We start from the raw sequence: 13,153 nt of genomic DNA on the forward strand, positions 1-13,153 counted from the left end.
GCATCAAGCTTGGGTTTGAACAGTTGCATCCGTCAAGCGGTGGTGCCGTTTCCTGCAATGCGCCCCAATACAGCAGCGGCGAGCAATCCGTTGCCGGAGAGATAGCCGCTATCGCCGCTGCCGGACACGCCGCAGGCTGCGCCGCCAGCTGCGTATAGATTGGGGATCGCCCTGCCTTCGCGGGTCATTACCCTTGCCGTTCCGTCTACGCGCAAACCGCCCTGGGTATGAAACAACGCCCCTGTGACTCGCACGCCGCAGTAAGGTGGGGTGAGAACGGTCGGCCCGAAGTAGCGACCAAAACTGTCGGTGCCGTTTGACGGGATGTCATCAACCGTTTTGCGAAGTGTGTCAGCGGGCACGCCAAGAGCACTGGCCAGCTCTTCCGGTGTTTCGCCCGTCTTGATCGCGCCCTGCGCCTCAGCGCGTTTGAAATCTTCGAATTGCCGCGCGATTGCGGCGATGCGGCCGTCGAAAATGGCGAAAGCCTCGCCGTTCGGTTGCGACAGCACGGCGCGCGCGGCTTCGGAATAGCCCTGCGCTTCGTTCCAGAAACGCTCGCCTGCGCAATTAACCTGTACGCCGCCTTCGGTGATCGTCGCCCAAGTGATGAGGATACCGTGCGGGTGTGCCACGTTGCCATGGCCCTGATACGCGCCAAGGTGCTCTGTCGCCGCGCCAATTTGATCAGCCCAAAGCACAGCCTCGCCGCGGTTGCCATCATGACCGAACCAGAGGCCGCTTTCGATCTCGGGCATATGGCGGGCCACCAACGCGCGGTTGCCGCCAAAGCCGTTGCACGCAAGAATGAGCCGGGCGCAGCCGATCGTTTCAACCCCACCATCGGGGCGGCGGGCGGCGACGCCATGCACTAAGCCATCGGCGAAATAAAGCGTTTCAGCACGACGTTCGCAGATAATGTCGATGCCCGCGCGCTCAGTGGCGCTGCGCACCGCGTCAATGAGTTCCGCGCCCGCGCGCGTGGGAAGCCCGTGCATGCGGCGGTTAGAGTGGCCGGGATAGTCGAAATCGTCAACGACCGAGAAAGGCAGGCCAAGCGTCTCTGTCAGCCAGTCGATCACGGGGGCCGCATTCTGTGCCATGAGATCGACAAGCGCTTGATCGTTCTCGTCATGGGCCTTGGCCTGGATATCTGCGGCGAACTGCGCCGGGCTGTCGTCTATGCCAGCGGCCCGTTGCAGCTGCGTGCCGGCGGCGGGAATCAGCCCGGCAGACAGCGCGGTGGATCCTGACGGAACGGCGTCGGCCTCGATCACCAGAACCTCTTGCCCCGCTTCGTTGGCTGAAAGAGCGGCGATCAGCCCGCAAGCGCCTGCACCGATGATGAGGGTTTCCACCTCAAGGTCGAAGCTTTCAGGCGGGGCCTTAACTGTTGGAGCCGTCATAGCGCGCGCCTTTTTCAAGCATGTCCGCCGTGCCGATCACGCCGTTGAGACCGCCAAAGTCGAACATGCGCTCGGCAAAGGGTTTGTTGGAACCATGTTTGGCAAGGCTTTGATAATAGTCCTGCGCAGTATGCGCGAGCGCACGCACAATGCCGCCGGGAAAGATCACGATGGAGAAGCCCAGCCTTTCCAGATCATCCGCGCCGGTGATCGGGGTGGCCCCGCCTTCGACCATATTGGCCAGAAGTGGAACGCGCGCGGAAAAGCGCGCTGCGACCTGTTCCAGCTGGTCGCGGTTTTGCGGCGCTTCGATGAAAAGCACATCAGCGCCTGCCTCCAGATACGCCTCGGCACGGTCTTCGGCGGCGGCAAAGCCTTCGACGGCAATCGCATCGGTGCGCGCGATGATGAGTGTCTGCTCGCTGGCGCGTGCATCGGCCATGGCGGCGATCTTGCCAACCATTTCCGAGGCCGGGATGAGCGATTTATCAGCCAGATGCCCGCAACGCTTGGGATAGGTCTGGTCTTCCATTTGCAGCGCCGAAGCACCTGCCCGCTCATAAAGCCGCATCGTGCGCTGGGCGTTGAGCGCGTTGCCAAAGCCCGTGTCCGCATCAATGATCACCGGAAGCGTCGTGCGATCGGCGATGAGCGTCATTGTATCGGCCATCTCCGACGCGGTGGTGAGGCCAATGTCGGGCCGCCCGAGCCGCGTGTAAGCCACGGCCGCACCGCTTAAGTAAAGCGCTTCAAAGCCAGCCGACTCTGCGAGCGAGGCTGTCAGCCCGTCAAAAACGCCGGGTGCGACGATAATTTCTTTCTGCTGAAGGCGTGTCTTAAGGCTCATGACACGCCCCCCACCCACGCCAGCGCATCCTCACAGGTCATCTGGTGTGTCACCGTGCCCAGCGACAGGATCGTGGCCTCATGCACGTCCTGTTTGAAGGCGGCGCAGCCATCGGTCAGCATCACGGTTTCGATGTTGCGCAGATGTGCATCGCGCAGGGTCGAGGCCACCCCGCCATTGGTGACGATACCACCCACAATCAGATGTTCGATCCCCACCGCGCGCATCAGATATTCCAACCGGGTCTGGTAAAATGCCGAATAGGCCACCTTTTCGATCACGAAATCGGCAGGTTGAAGCGTATCCACAAGCGTATGCCCAAAGCTGCCCGGCGCGAAATCGCCCTTACCCAGAAACGGGCGCAGCTGTTTCAGGTGCGGCGCGATCAGCGGCTCACCGTCCTTGTCGGGCACCAGCGTGAACTGCGCCGAGAAAAAGCGCCCACCCCTGGCCTGTAATGCGCGCGCCAGCGGCGCAATGCGCTTTGGCAGGGCGGCGATGCTATCGGCGCCTTGACCCGCGCGGCCATAGGCGCCTTCGGGATGCAGAAAATCGTTTTGCAGATCAATCGTCAGGAGCGCGGTGCGCGAAAGATCCCATGTGGCTGGATCGCTCATGATGTCTCCTCCAAAGGTTCAATGATGGTGTTGCCAAAACTATCGACGCGGCCTTGCAGATCGGGTTCGATCAAAACCGTCGTGTCGGGCTGGGTCAGGATCGCAGGCCCCTTGATCACCGTTCCAACCGGCAGGGACAGGCGGTCATAAATGGCCGTGTCATGCCAGCTGTCGGCGAAATGCACCTGCCTGTGGGCAATAGGTTGTGTCGACCCATCGCCCGAAGGCGCCAGCGTGCCAAGGTCGAATTTGGGTCGCTTGCCCGTTACGGCGCTGCGCAGATTGAGAATGCGCCGCACGCCGTTTTGCAAAAGCCTGCCAAATGTCGCGCTATAGGCCGCGTCAAACGCCGTTTCGATCTCTGCGCGCGTGGGCGCGGTGACTTTGCCGCCTTCGGCGCGCACGGTAAGGGGAACCGAAACCGTATGTGTCTGCCCGATGTAGGCCATGTCCAGTTCAAAGCTCAGTTCGCGCGCCTCAAACGTCGTGCGCGCCGCATCCAGAAGCGCCATACCCTGATCGGCGTGATCCTGCATGAACTCGGCAAGCGCATACTCATCCAGCGTATCCACCAGCGAATTGATCGTTTGTACGAAATCCTGCCGCATATCGGCGATGACACAGCCCATGGCCGAGGTAACGCCGGGATAACGCGGCACGATGGCGCGCGCGATGCCCACCTCGGCCAGCATGGCGCCGGAATGCAGCGCGCCGCCGCCACCAAAGGGCATGAAGGCAAAGCGTTTCGGATCAAAGCCGCGTTCGATACTGACAAGGCGGATCGCGCCCGCCATGCGGCTGTTGGCGACCTTCAGGATGGCCTCGGCGGCCTCGATGGTCGACAGGCCCAGCGGTGCGCCGACATGTTCGTCAATCGCACGTCCTGCTGCCTCGACATCCAGCCTCTCCAGCTTGCCACCGATGGGGTTGTCCGGGTCGATCCGCCCCAGCACCACGTTGGCATCCGTCACCGTCGGGCGCGTGTTGCCAAGCCCATAAGCCACGGGGCCCGGGTTGCTGCCCGCGCTTTCGGGGCCTATATTGAGCAATCCGCCCTTGTCGACCCAGGCAATAGACCCGCCGCCCGCGCCGATCGTCGTGATTTCGATCATCGGGTTACGCACGACCATGCCGAAATCAATCGAAGTCTGCGGCGACAGCATCGACTGGCCCTCGGCAATCAGCGACACATCAAAGCTGGTCCCGCCCATGTCGCCGGTGATGATGTTCTCAAACCCCGCCGACTGCGCGATGTAGCCCGCGGCAATCACCCCCGCTGCCGGTCCCGACAGCGCGGTGCGCACCGGCAGACGACAGGCCGTATCCACCGCCATCACACCGCCATTCGACTGCACGATCATGAATTCGCCGTAGAACCCGCCCGCCTTCAGCGCGTTTTCAAGCCGCCCCAGATAGCCCGACACTTCGGGTTGCAGATAGGCGTTCAGCGCGGTGGTCGAGAACCGTTCAAATTCACGGATCTCGGGCAGGATCTCGGACGACGCCGAGACATGCTCATTATACCAGACCTCGCGAAGCGCGGCGACGGCTGCGTCTTCGTTGGCGGTGCTGGCGTAAGAATTGGCGAACAGGATCGCGGCGGCCTTACACCCCTGCGCCTGCAACTGCTTTGCAGCGGCGCGCACAGCGTCCAGATCAACCGGGGTGCGCACCGTGCCATCGGCCAGCGTGCGCTCGGGCACTTCCAGACGGTTGCGCCGGTCCACAACCGGTTCGAAATCCCCGCGCAGACCCCATGTGCGAGGCCGGTCGCGGCGCCGCATCTCCAGAACGTCGCGCAAGCCTTCGGTGCAGATCACACCGATCTTTGCGCCCTTGCGTTCCAACAGCGCGTTGGTGCCTGCTGTCGTGCCATGCACCACAACGGCAATCTCCGAGAGGTCCTGAACCTCGCGGCCGATCCCATCAAGAAAGCCACCCGACTGGTCGGGCCGCGTTGTGGGAACCTTGGCAACCGACGCAGTACCTTCGGCCTCGTTCAGAACGAAAACATCGGTAAACGTGCCGCCAACATCGACACCGATCATACGGCTGCTCATTGGCTTACCTCCCGCCATGCTGGGCCATAGGTTTTGTCGGCCTCCGTCTCGCTCACAAGGCCGCGCGCCACATCCCGCGCCACCACGTCCGCCGCGCGCTCAGACGCCGGGCCATAACCGCCGCCGCCGGGTGTTTCCAACCGCACCGCCTGCCCTGATTTCAGCTTGATACCTCGCATTTTCGAGGCCAGCTGTGGGATGTGCCAGCCGTCGTTCTGTTCGTAGGAAAAGGTATTGAGCGCCGCCTCACCCCCGCCCGCGATCCCCTTGGGGGCAAAACGCCCGCGTTCACCAAACAAAAACGCCTCGGCGCCGTTTTCTTCCAGCACCTCGATCTCGTAGATCGCGCCAACCCCGCCGCGATGCGCACCCGCGCCCGCACTGTCCGGGCGCAGCGCCCATGTGCGGAACATCACCGGATAGGCCGCCTCCAGGATTTCCATCGGCGGGATCGTGGCGGTTGAAATCGGCGCGTTGCCGTGGTTCAGCCCGTCCGTTTCGATCGAGCCGCCATGCCCACCGCCATAAAAGCTGAACATCACCCAAGGCTGGCCATTGGCCCGCTTGCCCGCAATGGACAGCGCGTTGATGGTGCCGTAGGCATTGGCCACAACGCGATCCGGTGCGGCCTGTGCAAAGGCGGAAAAGACTACGTCGATCATGCGCAGGATGGTTTCGGTGTAGCCCCCCGTGGGAGCCGGAAACTGCGCTGACAGAAGGCTGCCCTCGGGTACGATCACATTGATCGGGCGCATAACGCCAGCGTTGGCCGGGAGCGCCGGAAAGACGTGCTTGATCGCCACATAGGCGGCGGCTACGGTCGTGGGCAGCGCGATATTGACAGGACCTGCGCATTGCGGCGCCGACCCCGTGAAATCAAGCGTCAACTGATCGTCTTTGATTTCCAGCGCGATCTTGATCTTCAGTGGCTCGTCGGTGATCCCATCATTATCAAGGTAATCCTCGGCCTCCCAACGGCCATCGGGCAGATCGGTCAGTTCGGACCGCATGAGCGCCTCGGCGCGGTGACCCAACGCTTCGAGCGCGGCCGAGATTGTTTCGGCCCCGTATTCATCTAGAAGCTCATCCATCCGCTTCACGCCCAGATCGAGCGCGCCGAGCTGCCCATTGAGATCGCCCATGGCCGATTGCGGCAAGCGGGTGTTGCGCATCAGGATGTCGATGATGTCCTGATTAATCTCGCCTTTGCGGGCGAGTTTCACGGGCGGCAGGTTGAACGCCTCCTGGAAAACGTCCGTGGCCGCCGGGTTATAATTGCCGGGCACCGCGCCACCCACGTCATGCCAGTGGCCGACCGAGGCGAGATAGCAAAAGAGCTTGCCATCGCGGTAATAGGGCCGCACGAGGCGCATGTCAGAAAGGTGCGTGCCGCCGATGTGGGCATCGTTGAAGATATAGATATCGCCATCTTCCAGATCGCCATCCCTGGCCGCCTTTTCGATCACCGCCTTGACGGCGAAGGACATGACGCCCACGAAAATCGGCAGGCCCGATTTTCCCTGCACCAGCGTATCGCCCGACAAGGCATGATAAAGCCCGTGGCTGGCATCATGCGCCTCGGCGATAATCGGGTTGAAGGCCGCGCGAAAAAGCGTTGCGTCCATTTCATCGGCGATCTGTTCCATGCGACCTGCGAGAACAGAAAGGGTGATTGGGTCAATCTCGGTCATGCGTTCGTCCTGACTTCTGCCATGTCATTCCACACGTCCTGGCGCGTGATCTTCCCGTCTTCGATCTCGAAACGGTCAATAAAGCGGATGCCCTCGAACGGGCTGTTGTCATGATATTCGCCCTGCAAGATGCCGCGGCAATAGACAATCGCTGCATCGCCGGCGCTGTGCAGCGCGTCAAAGCCGTCGTAGGTTTTGGTGACAAACTTGTATCGCGGTTTTGACCATTCGATCAGCTCTTCAAGCGTTCTCATGGGGGCGGTACCGGGGAAGGTCATGGTGAAGCCATCGCCCAGCATGGCGCGGGCTTTATCAAGCTCACGCGCCTCCATTGCGGCAAGGTAATCCTTCACGATCTGCGTAGGGTCAGGACGCGCGGGCGCAGGGATGCGCTGGCTGCGGCCGCGATAGTAATTCTCGGCCGGCAAGTCGCGGATCATAACTGTCACAAGCTCGAGTGCAGCCGGCACAACGAATCGCACGGCATCTGTCAGTGCCTCGCCAAGGCGTTGTTTCTCTTCAGGATTATAGCCCTCAAGCACATGCAGATCGACTATCGGCATCACCATCTCCTTCGGTTAACCTGTATTATCTGTAATACATAAACTGTATCTTTCCAGAAAAAATTTCTGATTATTTAGAATACTAATGCTTGCTTTTCTGAGGAACACATTTACGCTTGCCGTCGAAAAATAGGGGAATCAGGTTTGCGAGCTGAAGCTGTTCAGATACTGCCCGAAGGTGCCAAGGCGCGGCGCGTCTATCTGTCTTTGCGTGATCAGATCACGGGCGGCGAACTCAGCGATGGCGAAACACTGCCAAGCGAACAAAAGCTTGCGGAAACCTTCGGTGTCTCTCGCGTGACCGTACGGCGTGCGTTGGATGCGCTGGTCCAAGGCGGTCTTATCGAGCGGCGCGCAGGCAGCGGTACCAAAGTACGCGCCCGCCCTTCCAGTGGGCAGCGTGCCGCAATGGATTTTCACACGCTCATGCCCCAGCTTGTCGAGATGGGTCGGCAAACCACGGCGCGTCTTTTGTCGTTCTCCTATGACAGCGCGCCTGATTTTGTCGCCTCTGCCATGGGTCTTAATGCCAAGAGCAAGGTGCAGATCGCCACGCGTGTGCGGTTGACCAACGATGTGCCGTTTTCACATCTGACAACTTTTGTTCCGGCGCAGATCGCCCAGAATTATTCTGAAAATGATCTTGCTACGACGCCGCTGTTCAAGCTTTTGGAGCGCGGCGGCGTTCAGATCAAAGAGGCGCATCAATCGGTCAGTGCCACGCTTGCCGGGCCAGATGTGGCCGAGGCGCTCGAGGTGGATGTTGGTTCGGCACTTCTTTCGCTCCGCCGCGTTGTCCGCGATGTGGATGGCAATGGGGTTGAATACCTCGCGGGGTTGTATCGTCCCGACATGTTCCGCCTCGAAATGCCGCTGACGCGCGTGGGTCAGGGCGCTGCGCGCCATTGGGAGCCAGCGATTGGTCAGAGCGAGGGAGAGGGTTGATGGGCAGCCCGCAGACCATGCTCGACAAGCTCTGGGCAGCGCACGAGGTGCTGCAGCGAGAAGATTGCGTTTCGCTTATGTGGGTCGATCGGCATCTGGTACACGAAGGCTCGCATCACGCCTTTGCCAAGATCAAAGAGCGTGGATTGCCCGTGGCAGAACCCGAGCTGACCTTTGCCGTGGTCGACCATTATGCGCCAACGCGCGGGCGGTCGAAGATCGCGGATCCGCAGATTGCACGGATGATCGACACGCTGCGCGGCAACGCGCAGGCGCACGACCTGAAAATGTATGATCTCAGCGACCCCCGCCAGGGGATTGTTCATGTGGTCGGGCCGGAAGAAGGCATTACGCTGCCCGGCCTGCTGATCAATTGCGGAGATAGCCACACTTCGACCCACGGCGCATTCGGTGCGCTGGCCTTTGGCGTTGGCGCGACGGAGGTGGCCCATGTGCTGGCGACCCAGACTGTCTGGCAGCGCAAACCCAAGGCAATGCGGATCACGGTCGAGGGCGCGCTGGGTGCGGGTGTCACCGCCAAGGACATTGCGCTGAGCTGGATTGCAAAGCTTGGTACCGATGGTGCACAGGGCCATGCGGTGGAATATGCGGGCAGTTGCATCAGAGACCTTTCGATGGAGGGGCGTATGACGCTCTGCAACCTTTCCATCGAAGGTGGCGCGCGTTTCGGGATGATCGCTCCGGACGAGACCACACTCGCCTATCTCGAAGGGCGCCGCTTCACGCCAAAAGGGGCCGCATGGCAGGCCGCCTGCGCCGACTGGATCACACTCGCCAGCGACCAAACCGCCGCGTTTGATCGCGAGGTCACGCTCGACGCCGCAGAAATCGCGCCCACCGTCACCTGGGGCACCAGCCCTGAACAGGCCTTGCCCATTAACGCGGCCATCCCCGACCCGGACCAGGTGCCCCCGGCCAAGGCCGACGCCGCGCGCGCGGCGCTTGAGTATATGGGCCTGAAAGCGGGTCAGAGGCTCGAAGGCACGCCCGTCGACCAAGTCTTCATCGGGTCCTGCACAAATGGGCGGATCGAAGACCTGCGGGCTGCGGCGGCTGTTTTGAAAGGCCGCAAGGCGCGTATTCCGGGATTGATCTCGCCCGGCTCCTCGCAAGTCAAGGCACAGGCCGAGGCAGAAGGTCTGGACCGGGTGTTCACCGAGGCTGGTCTGGAATGGGCGGCGTCCGGGTGCTCGATGTGCGTCGGCATGAACGGCGATCTCGTAGCCGACGGCAGGCGTTGCGCGTCCTCGACCAATCGCAACTTCCGTGGCCGTCAGGGGCGCGGCGCACGCACGCACCTGATGAGTCCCGCCATGGTCGCGGCGGCGGCGGTCACGGGCGTGCTGACCGATGTGCGCCCGCTTCTTGCCCGGCGGGCCGCATGATGGCGGGCTGGAACGTTCATAATGGCACGGCCGTGAGCCTGCCTCAGGCCAATGTCGATACCGACCAGCTCATTCCGGCGCGGTTCATGTCGGTTCCGCGCTCAGAGGGCTATGGCCCCTACCTGTTGCATGACTTGCGCCGCGATGACGGTGGCGGGCTGCGACCCGACTTTCTGCTCAATACCTGCCCCGAGGCCAGCGTGATCGTCTCGCGACGCAATTTCGGCAGCGGATCGTCGCGCGAAGCGGCGGTGTATGCGCTGGTCGATGCAGGGATTCGTGCGGTCATCGCCCCAAGCTTCGGCGACATCTTCGCGGCCAATGCCGTCAACAACGGCCTGCTGCCTGCGGAGGTCGATGAAGACACCTGTAAAGCGCTCGAAGCCGGTCTTGAAAACGGGCCGTGCGACATCCGGATCGATGTCGGCGCCCGCAGGCTCACGCTCGGCGCGATGTCGGCCACATTTGTGCTCGACGACAGCTGGGCCATAAAACTCATCAACGGGTGGGATGACATAGATCTCACCCGCAATCACGGCGTGGCCATCGCAGTGTTCAAACATATTCGCAGTCAAACCGCACCGTGGGCATGGCCCGCTGCGGCGGATTGAAACGCGTCGCGAAACGCGGCGCCCGACCGCCCGTAAAGGGCCAGACAAAGAGGGGCACACCGCCCCTGAATCAGTGGAGGACGACACTATGAAAATGAAACTACTGGGAAGCCTTCTTGCAGGGGCGACGCTCGTTGCGGGAACGCTCAAGGCCGAGGAAACCATTTCCGCGGTTCATGCATTCCCCGAAACCCTGATCTACACGAAAAGCTTTTTGAGCTTTGTCGACAAGGTCAACGAAGCCGGAAAGGGCGTGATCCAGATCGATGTGCGCGGCGGACCCGAGGCGATTGGTATGTTCCAACAGCCCGATGCCGTGCGTGATGGCATCGTCGATATGGTCTATACGCCCGGCTCGTTCTACGGCGGTGCGCTGCCCGAGAAAGACGCCATGGTTGCCTCGAACCTGACCGCCGTCGAGACGCGTGCGAATGGTGGCATTGCCCTGATCGACCAGATCCACCAAGAGAAGATGGGCCTGAAATACCTTGGCTGGTTTGACAGCGGCGTCTGCTACAACCTCTGGACCCGCAACGAGCCTAAATTCGATGCCGACGGCAACCTCGAAGTCGAAGGCCTCAAGCTGCGCGGCAACAACGTCTACAACGCCTTCTTCACCAACTACCTCGGCGCGCAGGTGATCGACCTGCCGACAGGCGAGGTGTACTCGGCGCTGCAACGCGGCGTGGTTGACGCGACCGGCTGGACCCAGATCGGCCTGATCGATCTCAAGTGGAACGAGTTCCTCAACTACCGGATCGAACCGTGCTTCTTCTCGACCGATCTCGGCGTGATCGTGAATCTCGAAAAGTGGAATTCGCTTTCCGATGAGGCGAAAAAGGTCCTCCAGGATGTGGCGATCCAGCACGAGAAAGACAGCGTTGAAGCGCTCCGTGCCAAGCGTGACGAAGACTTCGCCGCGCTGGATGCCGCAGGCATGAAAGTGGTCTCGCTTGAAGGCGACGCCAAGGCCAACTACCTCGCCGCGGCCCGTGAAAAGACGTGGGAGCGCATGAAAGAGGTCATGGCCGGCCAACCCGGCGGAACGGGCAACTATGACCGCCTGCTCGAGCTGTTCTACGACCTCGACGCGGCGAACTGAGCCTTCACGCGGGCCCGCCCCTTTTGCGGCGGGCCCGTTTCTTGATGCGGCGGAGGCTGACATGCTGACCAGGATCTACCAAACGCTTCTTTACGGCATGGCCACGGTTTCGGGCCTGATGCTGATTTGGATCATGGTGTCGGTCATTGCCTCGGTCGTGATGCGCAATCTTGGCCTTCAACCATTTGCATGGCTTTTTACCTCTGCCGAATACGGCCTTCTTTACATGACGATGCTCGGCGCGCCCTGGCTGGTCCGCGAGAAAGGCCATGTCCATATCGAACTGCTGACAGCCGCCTTGCCCAACGGACCGCGCCGCATGCTGAGCCGCGCAGTCGCCGCGGCTTGCGTGCTGGTGTGCGCCATTCTCACCTGGAAAGGCGTCGAGCTGGTCATGACCAATATCGCGCGCGGCGATTTCGACACGCGCGCCTATTATTATCCGCGCTGGCTTCTGACCATCGCATTTCCCTTTTCGTTCGGCCTGATGGCTGTTGAATTCTCCCGCTTTGTCTTTGGCCAGGACCTGATGCACAGCGGCGAAGCCGGGATACACGAGTAATGGAATGGTTCGAGGCGCTGGCCCTGCTGCTTGGCACGATTGTCTTTCTGATGGCGATCGGAATGCCGATTGCGCTGGCCTTCCTAGCCGCCAATATCGTCGGCGCCTGGGTGTTCATGGGGGGCGAACGCGGCGTCGTGCAGCTTCTCAACAACGGGCTTGGCTCACTCACCAAATACGCGCTGATGCCCATTCCGCTCTTTCTGTTGATGGGCGAGATATTCTTTCACACCGGGCTTGGGGGGCGTATGTTCACGGCCATCGACAAGCTCCTTGGCCGCCTTCCTGGGCGCCTGAGCTATGTGACCGTCCTGGGTGGCACGGCCTTCTCTACGCTCTCCGGCTCGTCGATGGGCTCAACCGCGCTTCTTGGCTCTCTAATGGTCCCCGAGATGAGCCGCCGCGGCTACAAATCCCACATGAGCATCGGCCCGATCCTTGGCACAGGTGGCCTTGCCATCATCATTCCGCCCTCGGCCTTGGCGGTCCTGCTGGCGACGCTGGCCCAGATCGATGTGGCGGCGCTGTTGATTGCGGGCGTTGTGCCCGGGCTGATCCTTGCGTGCTTTTACATCGCTACGATCTGGCTTCAGACCCGGATCGACCCGGACGCGGCCCCCGCCTATGATGTCGAACCGATGTCGCTTGGCACAAAGATCAAACTGATCATGACTGAAGTTGTCCCGATGGTGGGCGTCATGGTGGTGATCATTGCCCTGATGATAAAGGGTTTTGTCACCCCGTCCGAGGCTGCGGCCTTTGGCGCGCTGGGCGTATTGATCCTTGCGGCCGTGTTTCGCTGCCTGACATGGGAAGCGATGAAAAAGTCCGTCATTGGCGCACTTCGGGTGACCCTGATGGCCTATCTCATTGTTTTTGGCTCGGCTACGTTCAGCCAGCTTCTGGCCTTTTCCGGTGCCTCGCGTGGGCTGGTGCACTGGGCGACCAGCTTCGACCTTGCACCGCTTGCGATGCTGCTGGTCATGTTCGCGGTACTTTTGCTGCTCGGCATGTTCATGGAGCAAATCTCGATCATGCTGCTGACGGTGCCGATCTTCTTTCCTCTGGCTCAAACACTTGGGTTCAATCCGATCTGGTTTGCGTTGATCATGTTGTTGTCCCTGGAAATCAGCTTCACCACGCCGCCCTTTGGCCTTCTGCTTTTCGTGATGAAAGGAGTGGCGCCAGCAGGAACGACCATGCGCGAGATTTACGTCTCCGCCTTCCCGTTCATTTTCTGCTCGCTGTTCTTGGTGGCACTTTTGATCGCCTTTCCACAACTGGCCCTTTGGTTGCCATCACTTTGAACTGCAGCTCAGTGGATGCGAGTGACCACGATTTTG

General features: G+C 61.1%; 12 protein-coding genes. 6 read left to right on the forward strand and 6 right to left on the reverse strand.

All coding sequences use genetic code 11. From position 1 onward, the window contains the following. Positions 1–32: 32 nt before the first annotated feature. From RXV86_RS00915 to RXV86_RS00940, 6 genes are read right to left on the reverse strand one after another with little or no spacing between them, the layout of a single operon-like run. Entirely contained in the window at positions 33–1,406 is a 1,374-nt protein-coding gene (locus RXV86_RS00915) for an FAD-dependent oxidoreductase (RefSeq protein ID WP_316296918.1), read from the reverse strand. Continuing rightward, positions 1,387–2,253 carry an isocitrate lyase/phosphoenolpyruvate mutase family protein gene (locus RXV86_RS00920; protein ID WP_316296919.1) on the reverse strand — a complete coding sequence of 289 codons (867 nt, stop codon included), beginning with the start codon at positions 2,251–2,253 and terminating at the stop codon, positions 1,387–1,389. Before RXV86_RS00920 ends, RXV86_RS00915 begins: the two co-directional genes overlap by 20 nt. Beyond that, positions 2,250–2,870 (reverse strand): isochorismatase family cysteine hydrolase, encoded by a 621-nt coding sequence (locus tag RXV86_RS00925; protein WP_316296920.1) that lies wholly within the window; start codon positions 2,868–2,870, stop codon positions 2,250–2,252. The genes RXV86_RS00920 and RXV86_RS00925 overlap by 4 nt, the downstream gene beginning before the upstream one ends. Further along, a complete protein-coding gene (locus RXV86_RS00930; protein WP_316296921.1) occupies positions 2,867–4,930 on the reverse strand; it encodes a hydantoinase/oxoprolinase family protein in 2,064 nt (687 codons plus the stop codon). Before RXV86_RS00930 ends, RXV86_RS00925 begins: the two co-directional genes overlap by 4 nt. Then, a complete protein-coding gene (locus tag RXV86_RS00935) occupies positions 4,927–6,621 on the reverse strand; it encodes a hydantoinase B/oxoprolinase family protein (RefSeq protein WP_316296922.1) in 1,695 nt (564 codons plus the stop codon). Before RXV86_RS00935 ends, RXV86_RS00930 begins: the two co-directional genes overlap by 4 nt. Beyond that, entirely contained in the window at positions 6,618–7,184 is a 567-nt protein-coding gene (locus RXV86_RS00940; RefSeq protein WP_316296923.1) for a nuclear transport factor 2 family protein, read from the reverse strand. The genes RXV86_RS00935 and RXV86_RS00940 overlap by 4 nt, the downstream gene beginning before the upstream one ends. Before the next feature lie 144 nt (positions 7,185–7,328). Here RXV86_RS00940 and RXV86_RS00945 point away from each other — a divergent pair, with 144 nt between their 5' ends. From RXV86_RS00945 to RXV86_RS00970, 6 genes are all read left to right on the forward strand, one after another. After that, positions 7,329–8,129: a GntR family transcriptional regulator gene (locus tag RXV86_RS00945; protein ID WP_316296924.1), complete on the forward strand. Its 801-nt coding sequence runs from the start codon at positions 7,329–7,331 to the stop codon at positions 8,127–8,129. Further along, on the forward strand, positions 8,129–9,535 hold the full coding sequence (gene leuC, locus RXV86_RS00950) for a 3-isopropylmalate dehydratase large subunit (protein WP_316296925.1): 1,407 nt from the start codon (positions 8,129–8,131) through the stop codon (positions 9,533–9,535). The genes RXV86_RS00945 and leuC overlap by 1 nt, the downstream gene beginning before the upstream one ends. Continuing rightward, entirely contained in the window at positions 9,535–10,146 is a 612-nt protein-coding gene (gene leuD, locus RXV86_RS00955; protein ID WP_316296926.1) for a 3-isopropylmalate dehydratase small subunit, read from the forward strand. The genes leuC and leuD overlap by 1 nt, the downstream gene beginning before the upstream one ends. Before the next feature lie 88 nt (positions 10,147–10,234). Then, positions 10,235–11,248 carry a TRAP transporter substrate-binding protein DctP gene (dctP, locus tag RXV86_RS00960; protein WP_316296927.1) on the forward strand — a complete coding sequence of 338 codons (1,014 nt, stop codon included), beginning with the start codon at positions 10,235–10,237 and terminating at the stop codon, positions 11,246–11,248. Between the two features lie 61 nt (positions 11,249–11,309). Then, the gene (locus RXV86_RS00965; RefSeq protein WP_316296928.1) at positions 11,310–11,810 is read left to right on the forward strand and encodes a TRAP transporter small permease; all 501 of its coding nucleotides are present in this window, start codon (positions 11,310–11,312) and stop codon (positions 11,808–11,810) included. Then, the gene (locus RXV86_RS00970; protein WP_316296929.1) at positions 11,810–13,117 is read left to right on the forward strand and encodes a TRAP transporter large permease; all 1,308 of its coding nucleotides are present in this window, start codon (positions 11,810–11,812) and stop codon (positions 13,115–13,117) included. The genes RXV86_RS00965 and RXV86_RS00970 overlap by 1 nt, the downstream gene beginning before the upstream one ends. Positions 13,118–13,153: the final 36 nt, after the last annotated feature.

This window comes from Aliisedimentitalea sp. MJ-SS2 (assembly GCF_032586155.1).
Classification (GTDB): domain Bacteria; phylum Pseudomonadota; class Alphaproteobacteria; order Rhodobacterales; family Rhodobacteraceae; genus JAWHTC01.